General features: G+C 55.3%; 28 protein-coding genes. 11 read left to right on the forward strand and 17 right to left on the reverse strand.

Translation table 11 applies throughout. The features are described 5' to 3' along the window. The first annotated feature begins 118 nt into the window (after positions 1-118). Both V7Z75_RS05945 and V7Z75_RS05950 read left to right on the forward strand, forming a co-directional pair. Positions 119-817 carry a response regulator transcription factor gene (locus V7Z75_RS05945; RefSeq protein WP_334107701.1) on the forward strand — a complete coding sequence of 233 codons (699 nt, stop codon included), beginning with the start codon at positions 119-121 and terminating at the stop codon, positions 815-817. Between the two features lie 26 nt (positions 818-843). Continuing rightward, positions 844-2,190 carry a sensor histidine kinase gene (locus V7Z75_RS05950; RefSeq protein ID WP_334107702.1) on the forward strand — a complete coding sequence of 449 codons (1,347 nt, stop codon included), beginning with the start codon at positions 844-846 and terminating at the stop codon, positions 2,188-2,190. 2 nt (positions 2,191-2,192) lie between these two features. Here the strand turns inward: V7Z75_RS05950 and V7Z75_RS05955 are convergent, their stop codons facing one another. Next, the gene (locus V7Z75_RS05955; protein WP_334107703.1) at positions 2,193-2,522 is read right to left on the reverse strand and encodes a cupin domain-containing protein; all 330 of its coding nucleotides are present in this window, start codon (positions 2,520-2,522) and stop codon (positions 2,193-2,195) included. Positions 2,523-2,688: 166 nt separating this feature from the next. On the opposite strand from V7Z75_RS05955, the gene V7Z75_RS05960 reads away from it, so the two are divergent. After that, positions 2,689-3,009, forward strand: coding sequence for a DUF4144 family protein (locus V7Z75_RS05960; RefSeq protein ID WP_334107704.1), 321 nt, complete (start codon positions 2,689-2,691; stop codon positions 3,007-3,009). A 2-nt stretch (positions 3,010-3,011) separates the two neighbouring features. Beyond that, complete coding sequence (locus tag V7Z75_RS05965) at positions 3,012-3,224, forward strand: DUF3820 family protein (protein ID WP_334107705.1); 213 nt, start codon at positions 3,012-3,014, stop codon at positions 3,222-3,224. Between the two features lie 466 nt (positions 3,225-3,690). On the opposite strand, the gene V7Z75_RS05970 is transcribed toward V7Z75_RS05965, so the two are convergent. Continuing rightward, the gene (locus V7Z75_RS05970) at positions 3,691-3,963 is read right to left on the reverse strand and encodes a hypothetical protein (RefSeq protein WP_334107706.1); all 273 of its coding nucleotides are present in this window, start codon (positions 3,961-3,963) and stop codon (positions 3,691-3,693) included. 204 nt (positions 3,964-4,167) lie between these two features. Here V7Z75_RS05970 and rpoH point away from each other — a divergent pair, with 204 nt between their 5' ends. After that, positions 4,168-5,025 (forward strand): RNA polymerase sigma factor RpoH, encoded by an 858-nt coding sequence (gene rpoH / locus V7Z75_RS05975; protein ID WP_334107707.1) that lies wholly within the window; start codon positions 4,168-4,170, stop codon positions 5,023-5,025. Positions 5,026-5,090: 65 nt separating this feature from the next. On the opposite strand, the gene V7Z75_RS05980 is transcribed toward rpoH, so the two are convergent. Genes V7Z75_RS05980 through V7Z75_RS05990 form a run of 3 tightly spaced genes read right to left on the reverse strand, consistent with a single transcriptional unit; the run spans position 5,091 to position 7,395 of the window. Beyond that, positions 5,091-5,219 (reverse strand): hypothetical protein, encoded by a 129-nt coding sequence (locus V7Z75_RS05980; RefSeq protein WP_334107708.1) that lies wholly within the window; start codon positions 5,217-5,219, stop codon positions 5,091-5,093. A 17-nt stretch (positions 5,220-5,236) separates the two neighbouring features. Further along, positions 5,237-5,443, reverse strand: coding sequence for a cbb3-type cytochrome oxidase assembly protein CcoS (gene ccoS / locus V7Z75_RS05985; RefSeq protein WP_334107709.1), 207 nt, complete (start codon positions 5,441-5,443; stop codon positions 5,237-5,239). Then, positions 5,440-7,395: a dynamin family protein gene (locus V7Z75_RS05990; RefSeq protein ID WP_334107710.1), complete on the reverse strand. Its 1,956-nt coding sequence runs from the start codon at positions 7,393-7,395 to the stop codon at positions 5,440-5,442. The genes ccoS and V7Z75_RS05990 overlap by 4 nt, the downstream gene beginning before the upstream one ends. A 196-nt stretch (positions 7,396-7,591) precedes the next feature. Between V7Z75_RS05990 and V7Z75_RS05995 the strand changes: the two genes are divergently transcribed. The 5 genes from V7Z75_RS05995 (at position 7,592) to V7Z75_RS06015 (ending at position 12,522) form a co-directional block, all read left to right on the forward strand. After that, complete coding sequence (locus V7Z75_RS05995; RefSeq protein WP_334107788.1) at positions 7,592-7,966, forward strand: DUF971 domain-containing protein; 375 nt, start codon at positions 7,592-7,594, stop codon at positions 7,964-7,966. A 13-nt stretch (positions 7,967-7,979) separates the two neighbouring features. Continuing rightward, positions 7,980-8,720 carry a bifunctional demethylmenaquinone methyltransferase/2-methoxy-6-polyprenyl-1,4-benzoquinol methylase UbiE gene (gene ubiE / locus V7Z75_RS06000; protein WP_334107711.1) on the forward strand — a complete coding sequence of 247 codons (741 nt, stop codon included), beginning with the start codon at positions 7,980-7,982 and terminating at the stop codon, positions 8,718-8,720. Between the two features lie 34 nt (positions 8,721-8,754). Next, positions 8,755-9,342 (forward strand): ubiquinone biosynthesis accessory factor UbiJ, encoded by a 588-nt coding sequence (locus V7Z75_RS06005; RefSeq protein WP_334107712.1) that lies wholly within the window; start codon positions 8,755-8,757, stop codon positions 9,340-9,342. Positions 9,343-9,354: 12 nt separating this feature from the next. Next, positions 9,355-10,899: a ubiquinone biosynthesis regulatory protein kinase UbiB gene (gene ubiB, locus V7Z75_RS06010; RefSeq protein WP_334107713.1), complete on the forward strand. Its 1,545-nt coding sequence runs from the start codon at positions 9,355-9,357 to the stop codon at positions 10,897-10,899. Positions 10,900-11,043: 144 nt separating this feature from the next. After that, the gene (locus V7Z75_RS06015) at positions 11,044-12,522 is read left to right on the forward strand and encodes a sodium:solute symporter family protein (protein WP_334107714.1); all 1,479 of its coding nucleotides are present in this window, start codon (positions 11,044-11,046) and stop codon (positions 12,520-12,522) included. Positions 12,523-12,885: 363 nt separating this feature from the next. On the opposite strand, the gene V7Z75_RS06020 is transcribed toward V7Z75_RS06015, so the two are convergent. The 12 genes from V7Z75_RS06020 to V7Z75_RS06075 form a co-directional block, all read right to left on the reverse strand. After that, positions 12,886-13,866, reverse strand: coding sequence for a vWA domain-containing protein (locus tag V7Z75_RS06020; RefSeq protein ID WP_334107715.1), 981 nt, complete (start codon positions 13,864-13,866; stop codon positions 12,886-12,888). Then, positions 13,863-14,399, reverse strand: coding sequence for a hypothetical protein (locus V7Z75_RS06025; RefSeq protein ID WP_334107716.1), 537 nt, complete (start codon positions 14,397-14,399; stop codon positions 13,863-13,865). Before V7Z75_RS06025 ends, V7Z75_RS06020 begins: the two co-directional genes overlap by 4 nt. Then, a complete protein-coding gene (locus tag V7Z75_RS06030) occupies positions 14,384-15,364 on the reverse strand; it encodes a vWA domain-containing protein (protein WP_334107717.1) in 981 nt (326 codons plus the stop codon). The genes V7Z75_RS06025 and V7Z75_RS06030 overlap by 16 nt, the downstream gene beginning before the upstream one ends. After that, positions 15,361-16,257 carry a nonribosomal peptide synthetase MxaA gene (locus tag V7Z75_RS06035; protein WP_334107718.1) on the reverse strand — a complete coding sequence of 299 codons (897 nt, stop codon included), beginning with the start codon at positions 16,255-16,257 and terminating at the stop codon, positions 15,361-15,363. The genes V7Z75_RS06030 and V7Z75_RS06035 overlap by 4 nt, the downstream gene beginning before the upstream one ends. Then, positions 16,254-17,114 carry a DUF58 domain-containing protein gene (locus V7Z75_RS06040; protein ID WP_334107719.1) on the reverse strand — a complete coding sequence of 287 codons (861 nt, stop codon included), beginning with the start codon at positions 17,112-17,114 and terminating at the stop codon, positions 16,254-16,256. The genes V7Z75_RS06035 and V7Z75_RS06040 overlap by 4 nt, the downstream gene beginning before the upstream one ends. Positions 17,115-17,128: 14 nt before the next feature. Next, on the reverse strand, positions 17,129-18,160 hold the full coding sequence (locus V7Z75_RS06045; RefSeq protein WP_334107720.1) for an AAA family ATPase: 1,032 nt from the start codon (positions 18,158-18,160) through the stop codon (positions 17,129-17,131). 303 nt (positions 18,161-18,463) lie between these two features. Continuing rightward, complete coding sequence (locus V7Z75_RS06050; RefSeq protein WP_334107721.1) at positions 18,464-19,054, reverse strand: PEP-CTERM sorting domain-containing protein; 591 nt, start codon at positions 19,052-19,054, stop codon at positions 18,464-18,466. Between the two features lie 107 nt (positions 19,055-19,161). Further along, positions 19,162-19,974, reverse strand: coding sequence for a bifunctional DNA-formamidopyrimidine glycosylase/DNA-(apurinic or apyrimidinic site) lyase (mutM, locus tag V7Z75_RS06055; protein WP_334107722.1), 813 nt, complete (start codon positions 19,972-19,974; stop codon positions 19,162-19,164). 15 nt (positions 19,975-19,989) lie between these two features. After that, on the reverse strand, positions 19,990-20,871 hold the full coding sequence (locus V7Z75_RS06060; RefSeq protein WP_334107723.1) for a DUF4340 domain-containing protein: 882 nt from the start codon (positions 20,869-20,871) through the stop codon (positions 19,990-19,992). After that, a complete protein-coding gene (locus V7Z75_RS06065) occupies positions 20,868-22,241 on the reverse strand; it encodes a GldG family protein (protein WP_334107724.1) in 1,374 nt (457 codons plus the stop codon). The genes V7Z75_RS06060 and V7Z75_RS06065 overlap by 4 nt, the downstream gene beginning before the upstream one ends. 12 nt (positions 22,242-22,253) lie before the next feature. Next, the gene (locus tag V7Z75_RS06070; RefSeq protein ID WP_334107725.1) at positions 22,254-23,000 is read right to left on the reverse strand and encodes an ABC transporter permease subunit; all 747 of its coding nucleotides are present in this window, start codon (positions 22,998-23,000) and stop codon (positions 22,254-22,256) included. Positions 23,001-23,031: 31 nt separating this feature from the next. Continuing rightward, on the reverse strand, positions 23,032-23,967 hold the full coding sequence (locus V7Z75_RS06075; RefSeq protein ID WP_334107726.1) for an ABC transporter ATP-binding protein: 936 nt from the start codon (positions 23,965-23,967) through the stop codon (positions 23,032-23,034). Between the two features lie 274 nt (positions 23,968-24,241). Between V7Z75_RS06075 and V7Z75_RS06080 the strand changes: the two genes are divergently transcribed. Next, a complete protein-coding gene (locus tag V7Z75_RS06080) occupies positions 24,242-25,930 on the forward strand; it encodes a tetratricopeptide repeat protein (RefSeq protein ID WP_334107727.1) in 1,689 nt (562 codons plus the stop codon). Positions 25,931-25,932: the final 2 nt, after the last annotated feature.

Genomic DNA, 25,932 nt, shown 5'->3' on the forward strand with positions numbered 1-25,932 from the left:
TGGCTTCGGTCAAATCGGTGTAATGGTGGGTAAAAGTTTGTAAGATGCCGGATTCATCCTCCCAGCCTGCGGCAAAATGCAGTCTGCAACATCAGGAAAAAAGTGAAAGGTAAACCACGTGCTGCGTCTCTTGCTCATTGATGATGATGTCGAACTCTGCCAGATGATGGGAGAATATCTGGAAGCGGAAGACTTCAACCTGTCGATTGCCCACGATGGGGAAACAGGCGCGCGCCTTGCGCTGTCCGGCGAATATGACTTGGTCGTCCTGGATGTCATGATGCCGCGTTTCAATGGTTTCGATACCTTGCGGCTGATCCGCGCCAGCAGCCAGATACCGGTCATCATGCTGACCGCCAAGGGTGACGAGATCGACCGTATCGTGGGACTGGAGCTGGGAGCAGACGACTATCTCTCCAAGCCATTCAACCCGCGCGAGCTGGTAGCGCGCCTGCGCGCTATCCAACGTCGCGTCGCGGTGCGTGATGAAGCGCTGCAAAGCCAGAACACCTCCAACATCACCCGCGTGGGCAAGATCGCCATCTACCCTTCTGAACGCATTATTGAATGGAAGGGCCAGCCGTTGGACATCACTTCCAGCGAATATGCCCTGCTGGAAGTGCTCGCCCGCAATGCGGGCCGCGTGGTCAGCAAGGCCGACCTCTTCACCCAGGCGCTGGGGCGGCCGGAAACCCGCTATGACCGCAGCGTAGACGTGCATGTCAGCAACCTGCGCCAGAAGCTGGGGCCGCTGGACGACGGCCGCTCCCCCATCCAGACCGTGCGTGGCGTGGGTTACCAGTTCATTGCAGGCTAAAGATAAAGGATCAAACGGACAATTCCATGGGCAAGCTATTCTGGAAAATATTTCTCGGCTTCTCCCTGACCCTGCTGGTAACAGTAGCCGGGGTCGGCGGCGCCATTTACCTCAATGAAAAATCTCCCGTGGGGGATGATGGATTTCTGCAGGATCGCAGGGCCGATTTCGTGGTCGGCATCACTGCCAATGCCCTGGAGTACGGCGGGGAAGCCGGAGCGAGAGGATTGTTCGACAACTGGCCTGGACATCGGACACCGACTGTATTGGTGATCAACCAGCAACAGCAGGATCTCCTCGGCCGCACCGTTCCGCCGGAGACCTTGCAACAGGCGATCAAGGCACTGGATCACTCACCGCCCATCCCCAGCGTGCGTCGCGTACAGGCCAGTGACGGCAATCAATACATTCTCTTTATCCCGGCTACCAGCGCAGATTCCGCCGGGCCACCCCGCCCTCGCTACAGCCTGCAACTACAGATATTCATCGCGCTACTTGCCAGCCTGCTCTTCAGCGCCGGGTTTGCACTCTACCTGAGCCGCCCAATCAAGCTGTTGCGCAAGGCTAGCCGCAAGCTTGCCGAGGGAGACCTGAGCGCGCGCGTCAGCCCTGAACTGAATGGCCGCAACGATGAACTGACAGAACTCGGCGAAGATTTCGACTACATGGCTACTCGTCTGCAAACCCTGTTGGATGCGCAGCGCCTGCTCTTGCATGATGTCTCGCACGAGCTACGCTCGCCGGTGGCCCGTATGCGCCTAGCCGTAGGACTAGCGCAACAGCAGCCAGACAAGCTGGCTTCCGCCTTGGATCGCATCGAGCGCGAAACCGAAAGACTGGATGAGCTGCTAGGCCAGATGCTGACGCTATCGCGATTGGAGTCAGGCATCAGCAGCGAAAGCAGTGAAAAGCTCAACCTGAATGATTTACTGGCAACAATTGTGCAGGATGCCAATTTCGAAGCCCAGGCAGTTGGCAGCAATATCCAATTTCACGCTGAAAGTGAAGTGCTGCTGCGTGGCCATGATGAACTGCTGCGCCGCGCCTTTGAAAACATTATTCGCAATGCGCTTAAATATAATCGCGCGGGTGAAGCCATTGAGGTGTCAATGGCCAAGAATGAGCAATCCCTGGTGGTGGAAGTCCGCGACCACGGCCCTGGCTTGCCGGAAACTGAACTGGAATCGGTTTTCCAGCCCTTCTACCGCGTCCATGGCACAAGCCACTCGGAGCAGGTTGGCTATGGCCTGGGCTTGGCCATAGCCAAGCGCGCCATCGAGCAACACCAAGGAAGCATCTCGCTCAGCAACTGCACAGATGGCGGGTTATGCGTGCGCTGCACCTTCCCGCTCTCCATCACCGTGCCAGCGTAAATTTAACGAGTAAAGAATAACTTGATACGGCGATAAATGCGGCCCACCACGGTGCCATCCAGTTGGTAATGCTTATGTAGCGGCTGCTTTACTTCCCAGGTGCAGCGCATGCCTGCGGGGAAGGTTACAAGGTCGCCCTTGCGGAAAGTTACCGGAGCGCTACCGTCGTTAGGGGTAATCACTACCTCGCCTTCCAAGATATAAGCAATTTCCTGTTCAGGGAACACCCAGGGAAATATGGAGACTTCCTTGGTCCAGGTTGGCCATTTACTGACGCCGAGCGTCTCCAAACGTGTGGTGGAGGGCTTGCTTTCAATCACGATCTTGCTCATTGTTACGCTTTCATCAATTGTGCCTGGTGGCGTTTGGGAATCATGCTCCATGACCTGGAGCAAAAGGCGTTATGGTATCGTTCCAGTCATCACAAGGCCAGCATATCCACAGGTAGATATTCTCAACTCCTTATTTGAAACTCACTCTGGTCACTGAACAATTGACATGACATTCACTACTCCACAATGGCCTGCGCTGATCCGGCATCATGGGGACGCCGAACTGGAATATATCCCTGATGCAGAGGGATTCCACACATGGCAGTACAGTATTCCCACGCCAGCAACCCTGATAGATGCCACAGGACAGGCTTTCGAACTCAGCGCCAAGAAAGAGTTACTCTCCGCGTCCGAGCTACCATTGGAGGAAATACTGGCGTTGATTCGCGCCCACGCCGCGCTGGAAGGCGTTTGCTGCACTACAAAACTGGGGGCTCCTGACATACCCTCCGCCATGGCTCTGCTCGCCAGCCTGGTCAAGGAATAAGCATGCAGCCTCAAGACCTTGAGCTGCTGGTCACGCGCACCATGCCTTTCGGCAAATACAAAGGACGGCTGATCGCCGACCTGCCCGGACATTATCTCAACTGGTTCGCGCGCGAGGGCTTCCCCTCTGGAGAACTGGGCCGCTTGCTGGCCTTGATGCAGGAGCTGGACCATAATGGCCTTTCCGGCCTGCTGACACCACTGCGCGATAAATAGAGCACACAATCAAGATAAGTCTGCCTTCTTGATAGAGTAGATACTGGAATGCTTCGCTTATTCCGTTCAAATAATGTTTTATCGGATGTTAATGATGATAACGAAGTGAAAATGAAAACGCCGGGCAAGAAGCCCGGCGCTAGAGTTCGAGTCGTCCACCAGGGGGGAATGGCTTGGACTCTAAAAAGTAACCAGTCAAGACGCTGGCACTTCGTGCTTTTAATTAAGCACTCTCCATGCCAGCATCCATAACCAATTGATATTATTATTAATTAAATAAAGAGATTGAAATTCATTTACTTTGGTTATGTCTCAAAAATGAGACATAACCATAACTGCACCACTAGATTTCAAATCTCAACATGCTGTTTTATATAGATAAAAAAGTGTCTCTATAAGGAGACGCATTTATTTCCCTAAATCATCACATTACGTCTTTAATGCACCTTACCGGTCACTTGCACGTTCAATTGACAAATATCTGCTCAGCCACAGGGATTTCTCTTCCTTGCCATTGAAGCTCCTGTTGGCGTACCTGCATCATGCGCGCGCGCCATTCCTTCAACTGCTCATCCTCAATCTGCAACTGGATAGCCAGAATTTCCCGTAGGGAATATCCCTCATTCACCAACTGGGCATGCAACTGTGCTCCCATACGGGACAACAAGCGTTCAGTTTTCTTCTCGCTTAGCTCTCCAGCCTTGTTCAAATAATCCATCTGGTACATATGCGTTTTCATGATCAACTCCTAATCGAATCCGACACTCACCCTGAGCACCATCCCTCCGCAAATTAATTCATTTTCATGACAGGAACATGACAATATCTTTTTTGGGAACTACCCAAAGATAGGCAACATTTTCTGTCCATTGCCGAAACTTTTTGGCGCTAGCACTCTCCAACGATGAGTGCTAGAATCGTTTTCATGAGGAAGGGATCATAGATGGCCGACACCATGACATTACCTGCAGTATCGTCTTTCGACAGCCTTGATCAGTACATGCGTGCGATCAAGAGTTTTCCTATATTGAGCGCAGAAGAAGAACACTCCTTGGCTACCCGACTCCAACAACATAATGATGTGGAAGCAGCCAAGTCGCTGGTGGTTTCCCATCTGCGCCTGGTGGCCAGTATCGCGCGGCATTATTCCGGTTACGGCCTACCGCAATCCGACCTGATCCAAGAAGGCAACATCGGCCTAATGAAAGCTGTGCGCCGCTTTGATCCCGAGCGCGGCGTGCGTCTGGTTTCCTTTGCCATGCACTGGATCAAGGCAGAGATTCATGAATACATCGTGCGCAACTGGCGTTTGGTCAAAGTAGCCACCACCAAGGCACAGCGTAAGCTGTTCTTCAACCTGCGCAGCATGAAAAGCGGCCTTTCCGCCAGCCTGCAACCTGATGAAATCGCGCATATCGCCCGCGAGCTGAACGTCAAGCCGGAAGAAGTGCTGGAAATGGAATCCCGCATGTTCGGCCATGAAATATCGCTGGAAGGCAACTCCGACGATGATGGCGAGGATGTGTTCAGCCCGATTTCCTATCTGCAGGCGGCACATGCAGAGCCTTCTGAAATTCTGGTAGAGCAGGAAACGGAACACCTGCATACCACCGGACTTTCCACTGCGTTGGCAAAGCTGGATGATCGCAGCCGCCGTATCGTCGAGGCCCGCTGGTTGCAAGAAGACAGTAATGCCACCCTGCATGACCTTGCCGCAGAGTTTGGCGTATCTGCGGAACGCATCCGCCAGATCGAGCAGAAGGCAATGAAGCAGATGAAGGGGTTCTTGTCTCAGGACTAAGTGATAAAACACAGAGCAATAAAAAAGGCTGCCAGTGGCAGCCTTTTTTATTGCTCTGTTCGCGCTCAGGCAAACAATATGACTGAAAATATGCTTAACCAAGCCATAATGATCAAGCCAATGGTAATGGTGAGGGGAAGATTCTGGAAAGTAAAGAGGCCTTTGATGCCCTCTGGGTTATTGGTATCAGCCACACAAATCTCCTAGCAAGTTATTTGGGGATTTTATTCTGATTAGCCCCATTCTTCAAGTGGTTAAATGGAATCATGGGATCATCGTCATCCATCAGGATACGCTGTGCTGGCCCTTCAAGGTCATCATACTGACCGCTTTTGATGGCCCACAACACCCCCGCTGCCGCAAATCCGACAAATACAAACGTCAAGCCAAGTTGCAACAACAGGACGCCAAGGCTCATGCAGCTTCCACCTCCAGTTTATTTTCAAAAATCAATGCATTATGCATATGTTGGCGCAATATCTTAAGATCAGCCATCTGTCCCAAGATATTCTTCTCTATGGCTTCCAGCTCACCAATGCGGCCTTCCAGCGTATCAGTCGCCTTGTAGATGCGCTTGATGCTTTCCAGGCGGCGGCGCAGTTGCAACTGGTGTTCCCGCACCTGCGATTCCATCGGAGCGATCACAGCTTTCAGCCAGTTCTCGACATCACGATTGGCCACTTCATAGACATGGATCACACGGCTAGCCAGTGTCTCAAAAAACTTAGACGTCAACGTCATCTTTTCGTTCGTGAGCATGTTCAATGTCGTGTTGAATTGCTCACGATATGCCCGCTCCAGCTTGCCCAGCTCCTTCTGGTAGCGCAAAGTGGAAAATGCTGGCGGCTCCGCCTTGCGCAAACCGTGCTCCTCCGCAAATTTCTCGTACATCGCATCCATCATGCGCTTGATTTCATCCACCTGCGCATCAGACTTGACGAGGCGATCACGCAGGTCGGCAAAGAAGCTGTCCATGGCGGTACGTATGCTCTTGGTGAAATTGGCATTGATCATCGTGCTACGGGTATTGGTTACCTGCACACGCAAGGTCTCCATGCCAAGCAGGGTAAAGAGCTTATTGGTCTGCTGGGAGAAAACGCTGCGCAAGGCCTGGAAGCGCTGCAAGCCTTTCTCGAAGATTTCCTTGTCCACCTTGACCTTGTTCATCATGTGCTCGATGACATCCTCATTCTTGCCGCGCAGGCCGCGCAACTCGTCGAGTTGCTCATTGAGGCTGGCCAAGCGGGCGTCCAGCAGGTTGCTTGAGCTTTTGACCAAGTCGTCAATTTCACTCTTGGTGTTGTCGCGCACGATTTCGCGCTTGGAAGGTATCAGTTCTTCCGATAATGCCTTTTCCAGGACAGGCAAGCCGCTGCGCTCCAGCAGGGCTTCATCGCCTGCAATCCTGGCCAATAGGCCTTTTTGTGCGGAAATCGGGAAAATCTGGTTTTGCTCCAGCCCCAGCAAATCAGCGCTGGTCTGAATCTGCTTGGCAATTTCACGGCTGATTTCAGCTTCATTGCGTAGCTCATCCCACAAGCCGTCTATCTTGTTCAGGACAGCTAACCTGCCTTTCTGCTTCCAGCGCGTGCCGCTGATGTATTGGCGCCAGACGTCGATCTCCGACTTGGTCACGCCGGTATCGGCCGAGAGAATGAAGAGCAATGCATGCGCATTCGGCAGCATGTTGAGGGTAAGCTCCGGCTCGGTACCAATCGCGTTGAGGCCAGGCGTATCAAGAATAACCAGCCCCTGCTCCAGGAGCGGGTGGGGGAAATTGATCACCGCATAGCGCCAGCAGGGAATATCCACCGTGCCATCCGCATTGACCGCCAGCGCATCATCCGTGCTGCTGGTATCAAACAGCCCATAACGCTCGGCCTCTTCCAGCGAAACACTCTTGGTGCGACTTACTTCCTTGAAGACATCGACCATGTTATCGCGGTCGCTCACATCGAATGGCAAGATGGTCCACTCTTCAGGGTAACGCTTGTACTCGGTGGTGGTCGCATCCGAGGTGCGGGTTTCTATCGGCAATAGCTGCAGGGAGGTTGGCTTCGAGGGGTCGTACAACAGTTCTGTGGGACACATGGTGGTGCGGCCTGCGCTGGAAGGTAACAACCGCTGACCATAGTCCGAGAAAAAGATGGAGTTGATCAACTCGGTCTTGCCGCGCGAAAACTCCGCGACAAACGCCACATTGAGCTTATCCTCGCGCAGGCGCTCCAGCAGTTGCTGCAGGCGCAGGTCGATCTGCGCATCATTGAGCTCCTGCTCATTCAACCAGTTGCGATAATCACAGATGGTTTCTACCAATGCCTTGCGCCATTCCGCGTACGCCTGGAAATGATGTTCGAGCCTGTTCGCCATAGCACCCCCCGATGCTGTTTATTTTCTTGCTACTCTAGCATGGTTATTTAAATATATAAATAAATCAGCCGCCTAAACCATACCAATCTCATCACGCAGCAATAGGATCATGCATGCGCATGGTGACGGTATTTTGAAGCCTGTCGGCACATTCTGCTATCATCCCTTTTTTGAGCAAATTCCGGCATTTGGCAACATGAATGGCTTGAGTCCAGAAACTCCTCACCCTACCGATATCCGCCTGCACCAGGTTTCCCGCGCACTGGAAATTACTTTCGACAACGGCGCCAGCGGCCTGCTCTCGTGCGAATTCCTGCGCGTGCACTCTCCTTCCGCCGAGGTCCACGGACATGGCAAGGAAGTACTACAGACCGGCAAGCGCGATGTGAATATCACCGATATCGAACCTATCGGCAATTACGCCGTGAGATTGACTTTCAGCGACGGCCACAATACCGGGCTTTACTCATGGGATTACCTCTATACATTGCTGCAACAGCACGATGCGATGTGGCAGACCTATCTGGACAAGCTCGCCGAGGCTGGTGCAAGCCGCGATACAGAAAATTGAACAAGGCAGACAGATGAGCGACGACGCTAAGACACATTTTGGTTTTGAAACCGTCAACGAAAGCGAAAAAGCCCGCAAGGTCGGGGAAGTATTCCACTCTGTCGCCCGCAAATACGACCTCATGAATGATGTGATGTCAGCTGGCCTGCACCGCGCCTGGAAACGCTTCACGGTCGAGGTGAGCGGTGTCAGGCCCGGCGACCGCGTGCTGGACGTGGCAGGCGGCAGCGGCGACCTTTCCCGACTGTTCTCCAATAAGGTCGGCCCTACTGGAGAAGTGATCCTGACCGATATCAACGCCTCCATGCTGGCAGTCGGGCGCGACCGGCTCATGGACGATGGCAAAACCGTGCCTGCTTTGCAATGCGATGCGGAGAAGCTGCCTTTCCCCGACCAATACTTTAACTGCGTGATTGTAGCCTTCGGCCTGCGCAACATGACGCACAAGGACAAGGCGCTGGCTGAGATGCAGCGCGTACTCCAGCCAGGCGGGCGGTTGCTGGTGCTGGAATTCTCCCAGGTATGGAAACCGCTGGCGCCCATCTATGATGCATATTCCTTCAAATTACTGCCCATCATGGGCAAGCTGCTTGCCAACGATGCCGACAGCTACCGCTACCTAGCCGAATCCATCCGCATGCACCCCGACCAGGAAACGCTGAGGCAGATGATGCTGGACGCGGGCCTGAGCAAGGTGGACTACTACAACCTGGCTGCCGGGGTCGTCGCGCTGCACAAGGGCTGGAAGGCCTAGTCCTGCTTATCATTTCGCATAAACAGAAACTGCCATGCTCAAACCGTTATTGACCCGCCTGCTTAACCACCTGCTGACCCAGAACAGCTGGGCTGCTGAACAATTGCAACCCTTTGCAGGCAAGCACGCCCACCTTGCCCTGCCGCCACTTAGCGCCACTGTAGTAGTGCTTGAAGATGGCGGTCTGGCCATCGCGGGCGAAACAGCTATCGCAGACGCCACGATCACAGTGCCGCCATCCGTCGCATTGCGCATCCTGGCTGGTGACGAGCGTGCCAACACCTCCGCCGCCATTACCGGCGATACCGAATTCGCAACGGCGCTCGCCAAAGTGCTGCAAGGCATGTCATGGGAATATGAAGAGGACTTGAGCCATATCGTCGGCGATATCCCGGCGCATGAAATCGTCCGCCGTGGGCGCGCCGCTGTTTCCCAGGTCAAGCATCAGGCGGCCAACATCGCCGGCATGTTTGCGGAATATTGGCAGGAAGAGCAGCCATTGATTGCAAAAAAACGCCATGTCGAACAATTCATCCAGGATGTGGACACCCTGCAGGAAGACACGCAACGCCTCGCGAAGCGCATCCACAAACTGAAAGACCGCCTGCAGGCGGAGCATTGAGGAAAAACCCGCATGCATTGGTTGCGCCTGCTCAAGATCGTTTTTGTCACCCTACGTTTCGGGCTGGATGAATTTATCCTCGGCCATACCCGCCTGCGCTGGCTGCAGCGCCCGGTTAACATCCTGCTGTTCTGGCGCAACACTTCCCGCCCGCGCGGCGAGCGCCTGCGCCTGGCACTGGAATCACTGGGACCGATCTTCGTCAAGTTCGGCCAGATGCTCTCCACCCGGCGCGATTTAATTCCATTAGACTTGGCGGACGAGCTGGCCAAGCTGCAAGACCGGGTGCCCGCCTTCCCTTATGCAGATGTAGAAATTATCCTGAATCAGGTTTATGGCAGGCCGGTGCTGGAAGTATTCAAGAGCTTCGATGTCCAACCTATCGCCAGCGCCTCGGTCGCGCAGGTGCATTTCGCCGAACTGCCTGATGGCAAACAGGTCGCCGTCAAGATATTGCGCCCCGGTATCGGGCAGGTTATCGAGAAAGACCTCAAGCTGCTCGATGGCGCGGCCTGGTTATTGCAAACAGTCTCCGCGGATGGCAAGCGCCTCAGACCGCGCGAAGTGGTTGCAGAATTCGCGCGCCACATCCACAGCGAACTTGACCTTATGCTGGAAGCCGCCAATTGCAGCCTGCTCGGGCGCAACTTTGCCGACAAGCGCCTGCTGATCGTGCCTGAAGTATATTGGGACTGGTGCCACGAGCAGGTGATGGTGATGGAGCGCATGACCAGCACGCCGGTCAGCCAGGTGGACCATTTGCGCGAGATCGGCGTCGATATCCCCAAGCTATCGCGCGACGGCGTGGAAATCTTCTTTACCCAGGTGTTCCGTGACGGCTTCTTCCATGCCGACATGCATCCGGGCAATGTGCAGGTGGCGGACGACGGCCGCTATGTCGCGCTCGATTTCGGCATCATGGGCACGCTCAACGATGAGGACAAGCAATATCTCGCACGCAACTTCCTCGCCTTCTTCCGTCGCGATTACCGCGAAGTGGCGCGCGCGCATATCGAATCCGGCTGGGCGCCCAAGGATACGCCCATAGACGAATTCGAGACCGCCATCCGCGCCGTGTGCGAGCCGATCTTCGACAAGCCGCTCAAGGAAATCTCCTTCGGCAAGGTATTGCTGCGCCTGTTCCAGACCTCGCGCCGCTTCGGCGTGGAAATCCAGCCCCAGCTCACCATGCTGCAGAAAACCCTGCTCAATGTGGAAGGCCTGGGGCGCGACCTCGACGCCAATCTCGATCTGTGGCAAACCGCCCATCCCTATCTGGAGCGCTGGATGTCCGAGCAGATAGGCTGGCGCAGCGCACTGAACAACCTCAAGTCAGAGCTGCCCTACTGGGGCAAGATATTGCCGCAGATGCCGCGCCTGATCCACCAACAGCTTGAACGCAACCTGCAAACCGCTCCCACCAATGTCGGACTGCAACATCTTGTCCGCGAGCATCAGCGCCAGACCCGCTGGCTGAAGCTGATCTCGGTGGCATTGATCCTGCTGGTCGTGTTGCAGAGCACCATCGCGCTGCTCTGGTGGTTCAGCCAGCACTAGCCTCCAGCCAGAATATTCGCCGCAAACCTGTTGATTTTTAGAGATTAAGCCCACTCTCGGGAAAAGTTTTTGCTAAAATCTGCTTCCCTGAAAAAGGCAAAGATACTTACCCGCTTCTCAATCTCATAGCAAAGGGCTGCTTCAGTGCTGATCTGGTTTGTCATTCTCTACGTCCTGGTTTCCATCAGCATCGGCCTGCTCGCCGCCACCCGGGTCAAAACCACCAAGGATTATGCTGTCGCAGGCCGTCACTTGCCGATGCCAGTGGTCATGGCAACTGTGTTCGCTACCTGGTTCGGCGCAGAAGCAGTATTTGGCGTCTCGGCCACTTTCGTCAAGGACGGCCTGACCGGCATCGTCGCCGACCCATTCGGCTCCAGCCTGTGCCTGGTCATCGCTGGCTTCTTTTTCGCCACCAAGCTCTACAAGCTCAACATCATTACCCTGGGCGACTTCTACCGCATGCGCTACAACCGCACCGTGGAAGTGCTCACCACGATTGCCATCGTCGTCTCCTACCTCGGCTGGGTAGCCGCGCAGATCAAGGCGCTGGGCCTGATTTTCCATATCATCACCGATGGTGCTGTAAGCGAAGAAGCCGGCATGATCCTCGGCACCGCCATCGTGCTTACCTACACCACACTGGGCGGCATGCTCTCGGTCGCCATTCTGGATTTCGTGCAGATGGGCGTCATCATCGGCGGCATGCTCTACATTGCCTACATGGTCTCCGGCATGACCGGCGGCGTTACACCTGTGATCGAACACGCGCGGCTTGCCGGCAAGCTCGATTTCTTTCCGCCCGCCGATCCCTGGCTCTGGGTCACCTTCATCGGCGCCTGGATGACCATGATGCTGGGCTCCATCCCCCAACAGGACGTATTCCAGCGCATCACTTCCGCCAAGAGCGCCAAAGTCGCCATCTGGGGATCCGTACTCGGCGCGTCGATCTACTTCTGCTTCACCTTCGTGCCAATGTTCATCGCCTACTCCGCCACTATCATCGACCCGGTCTTTTTCAACAACCTGATCGATCAGGATTCGCAGCGCATCTTGCCCACCCTAGTGTTGCAACACATGCCGATCGCCGCCCAGGTGATTTTCTTTGGCGCCGTACTGTCCGCGATCATGAGCTGCTCCTCGGCCACGCTGCTAGCCCCTTCCATCTCATTTGCGGAGAACATCGTGCGCGGCTACTTCCCGCACTTGAGCGACCGAGGCTTCCTCAAGATCATGCGCCTCAGCCTGGTCGGCTTTGCCGGATGCGTGCTGCTCTATGCATTGAACACCGAGCTTTCCATCTTCCATATGGTGGAATCCGCCTACAAGATCACGCTGGCAGGCGCTTTCGTGCCACTGTTCTTCGGCGTGTTCTGGAAACGCGCAACCAACCAGGGCGCCCTGGCCGCCATCATCGGTGGCATCACGGCCTGGATACTGGTGGAAATGCTGGTGGGCGAAGATGGTGCGATTCCCCCGCAATTGATCGGCCTGGGCGTCAGTCTCATCGGCATGGTGGCAGGCTCATTGCTGCCACAAAAGATCGCGCCGCAGCAACAACATCATGAACACCTCAGCCATCTGCATGACTATACGGCACATTCCCATGCATCACATAAGTAAGTAGCAATCCCGTAAAGTTGATGCTACTTGCAATGCTGCTGGTTGCATCCCCTCAGAGCAGTCAAATCTAACCTTTTGATTTCGTTCCTGGGAAGACTTCTTAAATTACCATGCCATTTTGCTTGCCAAACCGTTACGTCATTGTTTCATTGCCGTGTCTTTCAGACTGTCGCAAAGGTATAAATTCAGAGCAGGATTTTTGGCGACGTCTGAAACTGTTTGCCTCGCTGTGCAAGTGCAGATTTCTTCAGCGTTTGGCCGCCCCAATTCAGTACAAATGCACAGCAGGGCTCATACGGCGTATGTAATTACTCTTCCCGGTTGATGCTTGGTGCTTACCAATGTTTCAGAAGGTAAATAGTATCAGGCCGTTTTTGACCTGCGCCATTGTCGAACATAAGGCCAATAACCAGCCAGGATTAACAACAGTGCCAGCACAAGATACACCCAGCGCAATGAATAAGCCGTGACGAAGCTGGCGACCGGTTTCTGCTTTTGCACAAAGGCATAAAAATCAGGCCTATCCTCGCCACGCACATATTGTCCGCTGATCTCCCCGGCCAACTCTTTCAGGTAATCCTCATCCAGTTTGGAAAGATAGCGGTCATATTCCGCCGAGGCCACTTCCGGGTCGGGATCGTCCTTGCTGGTATCGTTATAGGTCACGCCGACCGCGCCCGCCGAATTCTCCTTGGTGTCGGATGACCAGTACCCTACCCACTTGTTGTTGGAGTTGTAACGTGGAATGGCGACATCCTCAGTACCTCCGATGCCGACGAAGACGATATGCTCGCCGATCTGCACGTCGTCGAGCTTGAGCTTGTTAATGGCATTCACCTTGGGCGCTTCGTCACCATCGGTGAAGAACAGCAGCCGCGCAGGCGTATTGAGCGAGTCGAATATCTTGGCGGCCCCCTTGACGCCGAAGCTGATGCGGCTGTTGCCGCGCCAGGACATGCGCCATTCCAGATGCTCAATCGCATCGACAATGATGTCGTAATTGGCGCAGGTTTCCAACGGGGAAATCAGCAGCGCCGCATCCTCTGCGGCAAACACGCCCAGGCTGAAATAGGTGCCGCAAGGCGAGTTCTCCACCAGCTTGCGCATAAGGTGGCGCATATACACCATGCGGCTCACCGGTTTGCCGTTCAGGGTGACATCCTCGGCATTCATGCTCTGCGAGACATCGGCCAGCAGCAGGTAGTTGTGTACTCGCTGCTTGAGCTGGATTTCCGGCTTGAATATCGCGAGTAACAGCAAGGCGACCACCAGCAGGTACAGCAAGGACTCATAATGCTCCCTGACCCAACGCCAGCCTCGGCGCAGCCTCGTGCCGTACTTCATGGCAGCCCCACGGGGATATTACTCAGCTCCATGCCTTCCTGCTCTTTCTTCAGGCCCTCGATGCCATTGGGCTGCACCAACAGCACCAGACTAAGGTTGAACTTCGCCTGCCGGAAGCCGGGGTCGAGCCTCAAGGCCTGTTCATAGGCGATTTGTGCCTGGGACAAATCATACTGTGCCTCTTCCTTGAGGCTACCGTCGTCGTTTAAGCGCCGTTTCACGCCAGATTGCAACAGGTTGGTACCAATGTTGTACTGCACCAACGATTGCTGCTGCGGAGTCAGGCCAGTTTCCAGCAATTGGCTGTAACTTTGCAGCGCATGCTTGTAGTCCCCGGCCTCACCCAGCTTGTAAGCCGCCATGAATTTCTGCTCGAATCCATAGGCGCCATGGCTGATCAGATCGCCTGCCTGTATCTGGCGGTTGACGTCATGGCGCTGCAACAGCGCATTACCCTCATGAATGCTGCCTGCCAGCCCGGCGATCGCCAACAGCCCGAACAGCAAGTTCAGCCCTTTTATGCGGATTCCCATGCTTTTACCCTGAAATTTTTGATGATGAACATGCCCAGGCTTAGCACCAGGGCGGCGATGATCAAATCGCGCGCATAATCGCGCCCCGGCACGGTCACGGCATACTGGATGGTGTTTTTCTCGCGGTTGTCGATATCCTGGATCGCCATCTGCAGAGCCACCGGATTATCCGCTTCATAGGCCTTGTAGGTGATCTTGAGCGACTTGAAGAACTGGTCGAGCTGGATCGCCGCAGGGCCGCGCCCTTCCTCGAACACGCGGTCGCCGAAGATGCTCACATCATCCGGTTCGCGCAGCACGATCCAATACAGCTTGATGTCCTTGCTCTTCAGCTCTTCTTCGATCCTGGCCTTGACGCGCGGGCTAAGCTTGCCCGCCCCATCCGACAGCAGGATGATGGCGCGCGAGCCGGAACTCTGGATGCTGTCGAACAGGCTGGCAGCCTGGGTTAGCCCGGCACCGATATTGGTCTGATTGATGCCAGAACTGGTGGCGGCATTGATGGCCGCATGGATGGCGTCGCGATTGGCGGTGATCTTGACGCCATACAGCGCGGAATTGGTGAACGCGACCACGCCCATCATGTCATCCGGCCTGGAGTCGATGAATTGCGTAATCAGGCGCCGCGCCGCACCAGATTTGATCTCACCCGCGCGACCGCTGGTCGCGTCGCCCGCAAACGGATGATCCATGCTCACGCTGCGGTCGATCACCATCACGGTCTGCGCGCCCTTGCCTATGCGGTTCACCACCTTGTCGCTGCCTTGCGGCGCAGCCAGCGCCAGCACCAGACATGCAATGATCGCGGACGTCACGATCTTGAGCAGCAGCACGATATTGTCGGAAAAAGTATCCTCCGGCACCATTTCCAACCAGGAATAGCGCTGCCCCTGCAGGCTGCGGAGCCAGAAAGGCAGCAAGGCCAACGGCAGCAGCAATAACGCCCAGGGATTCAACAAATTCATGCGACTCTCCGCTCACAATTCCGCAAGCGTCGGCAAAACTGTTGCAGCTCTCCAACCAATACAGCGCTATCTGCATGTTCGCGCGTGAACAGCAAGGCTTCGGAACGCTGGAAGAAACGGTCGATCTCCTCGCCCAGCGGCTGATATTGCGGATGTTGCGCCAGAAACTCGCCTAACTGGCTGCGGAACAAGGTTTGCCCATGAACGCAGTTGAACGCCTGATGCAAATAACCCAGCGCCTGGGCATGCGCCCCGGCCTGTGCAGCAGGCAACCGGCGCAGCTTGCGGTAAGCCTGGGCGAAGCTGCCGCCCATCCAGGGCAGCCAGCGCCGGTCGGCATTGATATAGATCAAACCGCCGACACCCAGGAGCAGCACAGCCAGCGAGACCGCCAGCTGCTGCGGGTTGGTATCCAGCAACACAGGCTTGCGTTGTGGCTGAGCATTGCTGCGGGCGGTATGAATATCGCCCGAGGCAAGCGGCGTATACCAGAAATGCCAGGTGGGCACATGAATCTCAGCCGAGGCATCGCCTCCCGCCAACGGCAAAGCTATTTCAGGCAAGTGCATGACCACGGGCTTGCTGGCAGCGGCAAACACCTGATATTTCAGCGTGAGTTCATATCTTTGATTGTCACCGGATTTCTGCGGATTCTGCAGCGTTACACTCACCAGCTCCATGCCGTTGATGCGTTCGCCCTTGAGCGGCAGGGCTGTCTTGGGCAGTTCATACGGCGACGGAGCCTCGACCGCCAGCTTGCGCTCCAGCACATCGCCTATATGGATGCCTGTCGCCAGGCGAGGATTCTCCAGTGCCACCAGAGTGGGTTCTGCTGCGAAGGCTGCCGCACCATGCAGCAGGCTGATGCAGAACAACATCGTCACTTTTTTCATGTCAGGTATTTCTCGAAATAATGCGTCATTGCCTCTGCCTCGAATACTCCGCTGATGAAGTGAGGCGGACTTTCAAAGGCCAGGAACAGGTCTTCCAGCGCGGCGCGGCGCTGCTCGAATGCGGCGATGAATTTGGCGCGTACCGATTCGCGAAAGAAGATGGTGCGGTCGCGTCCGGTTTCCGGGTCCAGCATGGTGCCAAGGCCGAAGCGCGGCAGGCGGCGGTATTCCTCCTCTTCCCACAGCACGACAGGCACGACCTGGTGCCGCGAAAACATATTCATCGCCTGAATGATGGTGTCGAACGGCATATGGAAATCCGATATCCAGAACACTAGCCCGCGGTTCTGGCTCAGGAACGGCGCTACTTCGAGAATGCCCGTCGAGCCGCGGCCCAGCGTTTCTATCCTGGTGAAAGCGTCAATGCGCTCCAGCGCCTCGTGCACCTGGTAGCTCAGCGGCAGCACGTAATCGTCCAGCACATGCTGGTCGTAGCCGATCAGGCTGAAGACGTCGTTTTCTTCGGACACCGAATAGGCGACCGAGGCCGCCACCTCCTGCACCAGCTCCATCTTGCGGCGCGCGCCCTTGTACTGCATGGAGCTGGAGAGGTCGCACACGGCATAGACCGGCGTGATCGAATCCTGGTGGAACAGACGCACCTGCACCTGCTCATAAGGGTCGCGCAGGGTCTGGCGCAGATCCATGCGGCGCGGGTCGGGATAATCCAGCAGAGAGGTATTACCCTTGTATTCGACGCCCAACCCGCGCTGCATCCCCTGATGGTCGCCCGCATGCACACTGGAGGCTTTCCAGGGAATCTGGTAGGAGAACGGCTTGATATAGGCTGGCAACATGACTTGAACCGCGCTCAGGCAGGCACCGCCACGGTTTGCAGGATTTTGGCCGTCAGCTCACGTGCAAGCATGGTGCGGCGGCTTTCGTACATGGAGTTGAACACCAGCCGGTGCGCGATCACCTCGTGGAACACGGCGTGAATATCCTCAGGATAAAGGTATTCGCGATCCATGAGCCAGGCGTGCACGCGGGCCGCCTTGAGCAGCATGCCCATGCCGCGCGGGCTAGCGCCGGCCTGGATCAGGCGCTGCATATCCACTCCTTCGAGCGCGATGCCGAAATCCTGCGGCCTTTGCGTCGCATCCCACAGGGCGATCACGTAATCCTCAAGCACGGCGGAAGCCTGCACGTGGTTTTGCACCACATCGGAGAAATCATTGAGCATATCGAACGGCAGCAGGCCGGATTCCACCTTGCGCGTCAGTTGTTCCGCATGCTGGAAGCGCGTGTCGAACACCAGCGATTTGCGCAGGGCGATGTCCTCGGGCACATTGATGGGGATTTCCATCATGAAGCGGTCGCGCGCTGCGGAGGGAATTTCAAAGGTTTCGTTCTTCTCCACCTGGTTGCGGTCGGCGAACACCACCATATGCGGCAGGCGATATTCGCGCTTGAAGGCATGCAGATGGCGCTCCGCCATCACGCGCAGCATCAAGGCATGCACTTGTGGGCGGGCGCGGTTGATTTCGTTGAAGAAGAACACCGACAGGTTCTCCCCGGCACGCAGCAGCGGGCCTTCGTCAATCTGCGGACGGCCGTCCGGCCCAAGAAAAGTATGGTAGACGAGGTCGTTCGGCATCAGGTCCACTGTACCTTCGACACGTTCATAAGCACCACCGATCCCGCGTGCAACCGATTGCAGCAAGGTAGTCTTGCCAACGCCGACGCCGCCTTCCAGCATGACGTGCCCACGCGCGAAGATTGCTATATTGATGAGGCGGATGGCAGTGTCCTGCCCCAGGATCACGCCCTTCACTTCTTCCTCCAGCTTCAGGGCCCGAATTCTCCAGTCCGCCAGCTGACTTTCCGTTGCCGTGCTTGCCATTCTTTACCTCTGTCGTGAATTATCTTGATATATACAGCTCTGTATATATCAAGTATGCCGACTGGATTGATTTTTCGCAACGATTTTCAGAATAATTCACGTGCCTAGCATTGAAAGATTCAGCCTGGGAATTACCCTGGATGCAAATATGGATTTAATTTTCTGTAAGGTAAGAATAGTGCTGGCTCATACACAAGCATATGTTTTGAAAATACTTACATGTATATATTTCCGAATAATCTTTTCAAAAGGCAGGCAATAAAAAAGGCTCTTGCGAGCCTTTGGATATCCGCGAGCGGTAAATCAGACAGGATGCTTGCGCCGCCCGAACATCCCTATTAATGCCAGTCCTATCATCAGCATGACTGCGCTTTCAGGTTCAGGTACTGCGGAAATAGTGACGACGAAGTCGTTATAGTCCGGCGCTTCATGTATCCAGTCCTCATAGGCCAATGCATAGCGTCCGCTGGAGCTCTGCCACACCTGTAGATCTCCCGCTGAACCGCCCGGAGCGTACTGATCAGGAAGGTTGGAATTGAAGAAAACTCGGCTGGCTATACTCTGCAGCGTTACCGTCGATGTTGCACCGGGTGCATCACTACCAATGAAGATGGTAGTGCCGTATCCATGAATATCCGGAGTGAAAGTAGCATCCAGCCAGAACTCCTGGATTGCCGCATGCGCAGTATACTCCGCCGCTATTGTAAAAGTCAGTTGCTGGCCGACCTGGTTCCATCCTGCGTTGATGAAATCATCGTAATCCACTTGGCTCCAGGTGCTGGCTTCTATCCCTTGCAGGATTTCGGCCAAGGTTGGTTCTGCAGCTTGCGCGGAGGGCGCAAGCATTCCCGCTGCAAGAACAAGAGGTACAAAATTCGCAATCATTGCTTTCATGATGACTCTCCGGGGGTTGAGGGATTTTCATGATAAGCAATAAGAATATACTCAAAAATAGTCCGAACAGACTAATCCCCGATGCGTTGCTTCATCAGCAATAGTGTTTATTTCTGGCAGGAGGCGCAGTAAAAGGTGGAGCGCTGGCCCAGACGGGTGACCTGGATCGGACTGTGGCAAATACGGCATGGCTCGCCAGCCCGGGCATATACGAAATAGGTTTGCTGGAAATAGCCGGGATTGCCATCTGCGCCGAAAAAGTCGCGCAGACTGCTTCCTCCAGCTTGCAGGGCATCATGCAAGGTCGCCTTGATCTCCTGGACGAGCCGCTCGCACTGCGCCAGGCTGAGCGTTTTGGCGGGCGTTTGCGGATGGATGCGGGCGCGGAACAGGGATTCGCTCGCATAGATATTGCCGACTCCCACCACCAGGTGGCTGTCCATGATGACGGTCTTAATTGGGGATGCGCGATGGCGTATGGCCTGGTACAGGAATTCGCCATTGAATGCGGCATCCAGAGGTTCGGGGCCGAGCACATTGAGCAGGCTATGGGTTTCCGGCTGCTGCCCCGCCCACAGAACCGCGCCAAACCTGCGCGGGTCGCGCAGGCGCATGATGCGGCCATCGGCAAACTGCAGGTCGAAGTGGTCGTGCTTTTCGGGCGGCACGGCATGCTCCAGCAGGCACAAGCGCCCCGACATGCCCAGGTGCAAAATCAGGCAGCCGCTATCGAAACGGGCAATCAGGTATTTTCCGCGCCGCGCCAGCTCCAGCAGCCTGGCATCCTGCAAGGTTTGCGGCAGATGGGAAGGAATAGGCCAGCGCATGGAAGGCTGGCGAATCACAACTTGCGCCACGGTGGCCCCTACCAAGGGTTCCAGCCCGCGTCGCGTGACCTCAACCTCTGGTAATTCAGGCATATCTTCCTGGAAGGATTATTTGCCCAGCCCAACAGGAGGATTGAGCATGGTGAACCCGATATCGGCAGGGAAAGTGTAGCGCATGCCTTCATCAGGACGCCCCAGGATCAACTGCGGCGATTCCTGCAGTTTCTCAAAATGCACCTGCTTGCCATCCTTGAGCTTGAGGGAGAAAGTCGGATAACCGGCCCTGCGGTCAGGCGTATAAGGTTCGACAGAAAGCGCCCGTATTTTTGTCCAATAGCCGTCGAACCATTCATTGATGTCATCTTGGCTGGGCTTGGCATTTTGCACAGATACCTGCCATTTGCCATCCTCGCCCTTGTCCAACTGGAGGCGGACTTCTTGCCATTGCTCCAGCCGCGAGAAATCAAACCCGGCAATCTCCTCACCCGGCTTCAGCGGATTCTTGTCGAGCATTTCCAGCAACTGAGTGCTGGCTGTCTCGGAATACAACCCCGACAACAGGTATACGGCATCCTTGTAAGCCACGTATTGTTCAGAAGTCACCGGATTGTAGAGTCCAAACACAAACTCTTCATTATTGAGCTTGATCTTGAGCCTGGGGTTATCCAGGCCAAAACGCGCCGGATCGTCAGCAGGGAGCTTCTCATGGCTCTGCGCCGCAACGATTGAGACAATCCGCTGCACAGTCACCTGGTCCGCACGGGCAGCATAAGGCTGCACCAAATACCAGAACCCATCCTTTTTCTCGAACACCACGGGGGCCTTGGCAGGAAACTCGATACTGACCCGGTCAAAATCCGCCAGCTTGAGGTTGGAGACTTCATGCACCGCATCAGTCTCTTCATGCTCCTGCGGCTTCAGGTAGAGAAACGCCACGATTCCGGCTACTACCAACAGCAGCGCCAGGTTGACCAACCATCTTGACTTCATGCCTTGCGACGCCTCCACCAGATCACCACGCCAATCACAATCAATGCCAGCGGCAGGATGCGGCTGAAACCGATGAAGACGAACTGCGCCAGCAGGTTGGCCCAACCCTCGGCAGGAATCACCACATTCACATCCTTCAATGGCTTGGGCTGGATGGTGATCAGCCGATCATCACCCGCAAGCCAGTTGATGATATTCAGTCCCAGGTCGAGATTACCGCCATTGGAAAGGAAGGTATTGGCAAGGAAATTACCGTTGCCGACCACCACCACACGCTGGCCTTTCTCGCCATATTTGCGTTCCAATGCCACCGCGACATTGATTGGGCCAGGCAAATCTTTCTTGCTGTCGAAACTGACATTGCCGTCAACTTTGCCGGTTTCCAGCCAACCATTGGGTGCTACTTCAACCAGATTGGATACCCTCCAGCCATTTTCATAGGAATCCTCGGCATGGATCATGCGCGCTTCGGGGAACAAAGTGCGCAGCATGAAATTCTTGGTAATCGCATGCTCTCCATACTGGTTGGCAAATGCAACCTTGGCATCCGCGCCATAACGGGTTGCAGAAAGGTCCACCACCATGCCCGGTGTCAGTTGCAAACCGAGGTATTCCGCAATCGGCTGCAAACCGTGCAAATTGATTTCATCATCGATCAGCCACAGCAGGTTGCCGCCTTTTTCCAGGTATTGCTTGATCTTCTGTGTCTCAACCTCGGTCACATCCACTTCCGGACTCGCAATCACCAGCATGGAACCATTGCTCGGCACTTCCTGCGCAATCAGCAGGTCAGGGTTGGACAGTTTGAAGCCCTTTTTCTCCAGGTGACGGCCAAAATCGCCAAGGTCATGGTTCTTGAGGCCGATCAGGCTACGCTCGCCATGACCATCCAGGAACATGATGGCATTCTGGTTGGAGCGCGACAGTCGCACCAAGAGGTTGGTCATGTCCTGCTCGATAAATGCCTGTGGCGGCACAATATGCTCGGTACGCTGGTTATATTCGACCACAAGCTCCATCTCGGATTTCACCCCTGCTTCCTGGGTGGCCTTGGGCTCTTCGGTCGGGCTGACAAAGCTCAAATGGATATCGGGCTTGACGCGCTGATAGCGCTCGACAAACTTGTTGATGTACTTGCGCGCATCGTTATCCTTGACCACGTAGGCCGTGATATTGATCGGCCCTTCCATCTGTTTCAGGACATTGGCGCTACCCTCGGTCAGGGTGTTGCGGTTGCCCTGCGTCACGTCCTGGCTGGCATGGTAGCGATAGGAAAGGAATCCGAGCAGGAACACCAGTATCAGGAACAGCACCACGAAGAGGCTGTTCTGCATGAACAATTGAAAACGCAGTTTGCGGTTAGTTTTCATAGAATCCCTCGATCAGCCACGCAAACGATCTGCATCCAGCCGACGAATGGTCAGGGTCAGAAAGGTCACAATAAACAACAGGAAGTACGCAATATCACGGGTATCCAGCATGCCGCGCGAAAAAGGCTCGAAGTGACGCATCAGGGAAAGATTAGCCACAGTATTGCTCGGGTCTCCCGCGAGGAAATATTCGATCAATTGAAGAGCCAGCAACGCCACGAAAGTCACGATAGCAGCGACGACCGGCTGCTGAGTGGTGCTCGATACATACGTCCCCAGCGCACAGTAGCTTGCCAGCAGCAGGAACAGGCCCAGCAGGTTGGCAAACACATAGCCGAAATCGATATCCGCCCATAAATTGAGCGTCAGCACCATCGCGCCTATCAGCAGCACACTGACGGACAGGAAAGCCAACAGGCCGGTAAACTTGCCCAGCACGATCTCGGTCAGCGATAACGGCGCGCTGAACAGAAAAGGCAGCGTCTGCTGGCGCCGCTCCTCGCTGATCAACCGCATGGAAAGCAATGGCACGGCAAACAGCATGATGAACGGCGCCATGCCGAATACGCTGCCACCGACAAATTCGGTGACCCCCATGCGCTGGTCAGGCCGCATGGCGCCCGACATGGTGAGGAAATATTGATCCACCCCCATGAGATAGAAAGTGGCGAACACGAATTGCAGCAGGGCCAGCACCACCCAGCCCATGGGTGAGGAAAACAGCCCCTTCAATTCTTTTCTGGCAATATTGATGATCATAGAAGTACCTTAACTCACAGACCATCTGCCATCAGGCAGCGGCTGCTTCCTGGAATGTAAGCTGGACAAACACTTCTTCCAGCGAGGTCTGGTCGGGATTGATCTGGAACAATCCCCAATGCTGGCTGACGGCAGCTTGTATCAATGCCTCGGATGGCTCTGCGCCAGGCGTATAACGAATACGCAGCAGATTATCGCCCGCGGATTCCACCGCCTCCACACCAGGAATCGCCAGCAAGGCATCATATTCAGGCGGTTGCCGCAATCCGAGCAACAAGCGGTTTCCATGGCGCTGCTGCTTCAGCACATCAATGCCGCCATTGAATACCAGGCTGCCCTTATGGATGATCTGCACGCGGTCACAGACCATTTCCACTTCAGGCAGGATATGGGTGGAAAGGATCACGCTGTGCTCCCCGCCCAGCTCCTTGATCAAAGCGCGGATATCGCGGATCTGGATCGGGTCCAGGCCCACGGTCGGCTCGTCCAGAATCACCACCATCGGGTTATGAATGATAGCTTGGGCAATACCTACCCGTTGCTGGTAGCCCTTGGATAAATTCTCGATCAGGCGCTTGCCCATTTCAGTCAGGCCGCAACGCTGCTTGGCAATGTCCACGGCCTTCTTGATATGCTGTCGGCTGACGCGGTGCAGACGCGCCGCAATCGTGAGATACTCATCCACGGTCAATTCACGGTACAAGGGCGGCTGCTCCGGCAGATAGCCGATCAAGGCCTTGGCATCTTTGGGTCGCTCCATCATATCGATACCGCAAATCTTCACTGAGCCATTGCTGGGCGCCAGGTTGCCGGTCAACATCTTCATGGTGGTGGATTTGCCGGCGCCGTTGGGTCCGAGGAATCCCAGCACCTCGCCCTTGTTCAGGGTAAAGCTGACGTCATTGACCGCCGCGCGTCCGCCATATTTGCGGGTTAACTCTGAGGCCTCTACGGTAATAGTCGTCATAGTGAGTAAATTATCCGATTGCTAAGGGGTGGTAAGTTAGAAAAACATCACTCACCTGTCAAGTTTGTTTCAAGCCGGATGACAAGCTTAAAAATATACCGATCTGTCCATCACGCATTGCCATGGCACCGCGCATTATGGGTGAACTTGTCCATACTGTCACGGACTAAGAATGGCAAGGTAAAATGTGGCAATACTTACTTGGCCCCATTGAAAACATATACGGCAAGCCTCAATATGCTATTTATCCATCTGCAACGAGATTCCCTGGAAAATGCCTATCCGCAAAAAAATCGCTATTGCAACTGCCTGGACAGCCATATCGCTGTCCATGGGTCATATTGCCCACGCGGCGCCCAAGGTAGAAAGCGCACCAGCAGCCCTTACAGGCGAGTTCGTCTATAAATACCTGATCGGGGAAATTGCCGGACAACGCGGCCAGTTCGACCTGGCAAGCGCCCTGTTTCTTGATTTGGCGAAAACCAGCCAGGATTCACGGCTGGCAGAACGCGCAGCCAGAACTGCCGCCATGGGCAATGTTGGCCGCACCGCGATTGATGCCGCCAACCTCTGGTCCCAGCTTGACCCAGGTTCGACCGAAGCCCACCAGGCCCTGACGCAAATGTTGGTCAATACCGGCAATCTCAACGAGGCCAAACCGCACCTCAAACACCTGCTTGCCAACGAAGAAGGCCGCGCCAACGGCTTTATGTTCCTCAACACCCTGCTCTCCCGCCAACAGAACAAACCAGCCGTACTGGCACTGGTGCAGGAACTGGCTCGCGATTATCCACACTTGCCGGAAGCGCACTTTGCCATTGCGCACGCGGCCTGGAACGCTGGCAACATCGACCTTGCGCTGAATGAACTCCACCAGGCAAGCACGCTTCGCCCCGGCTGGGAAATGGCAGCTCTCATGCAAGGTCAGGTACTGCTTGGAAAATCACCGGCACAAGCCGTAGATTTCTACCGTGGCTTTCTCTCCGAGCATGCAGAAGCCAACGAAGTCCGGCTGGCGCTGGCGCGCATCCTGGCAAGCCAGCAGCAATTTGACGCTGCCAAGGATGAATTCATCAAATTGATCGCAGCTTCCAACGGCAACCCGGAAATCATGGTGGTGGTCGGGCTCTTGTCATTGCAGGCCAACGAGCTGCCGGATGCAGAGAAATACTTCAAGGAGGCACTGGAAAAAGGACTAAAGGACAAGGGTCAGGCCTATATCTACCTGGGACAGATTGCCGAAAAGAAGCAGAACGACGCTGAAGCGCTGCAATGGTATGACAAGGTGGCTCCCGGCGAAGTGCGCTATGTAGATGCCCAACTGGGTGTGGCCAATGTCATCGCGCGCCGTGACGGGATAGACGCCGCCATCCAGTCCCTGGAAAACCTGTCTGATCTGACGGACGCCCAGCGCGCTACCGTCATCCATGCGCAGGCCAACGTACTGACTCAGGCCAAGCGCTACCAGGAGGCCTACACGCGCCTGGAAGGCGCCATTAACACCCTGCCCAACTCGCCCGACCTGATCTATGACTTTGCCATGGCTGCCGAGCGCGTAGACAAGGTGGATGTGATGGAGCGCGAACTGCGCAAGCTGATCAAGATACAACCCGAGTTTGCGCAGGCCTACAATGCGCTGGGCTATTCTCTCGCAGATCGCAATACCCGCCTGAACGAAGCCAAGACACTGATCGAAAAAGCGCATGCATTGAGCCCGGACGATCACTACATCATGGATAGCATGGGCTGGGTGTATTACCGCCTGGGCAATCTGGACAAAGCGCTGGAATACCTGAATCGCGCCTACACCAAGCAATCCGATCCGGAAATTGCCGCCCATCTGGGCGAAGTGCTCTGGAAAAAAGGCAGGCGTAACGAAGCGGTCAAGACCTGGGAAGCGGCGCTCTCCGCTTTCCCTGAAAATGAAGTCCTGATCAGCACCAACAAGAAATTCAACCGCTAAAG

The organism is Methylobacillus sp. (assembly GCF_036844465.1).
Lineage (GTDB): Bacteria > Pseudomonadota > Gammaproteobacteria > Burkholderiales > Methylophilaceae > Methylobacillus.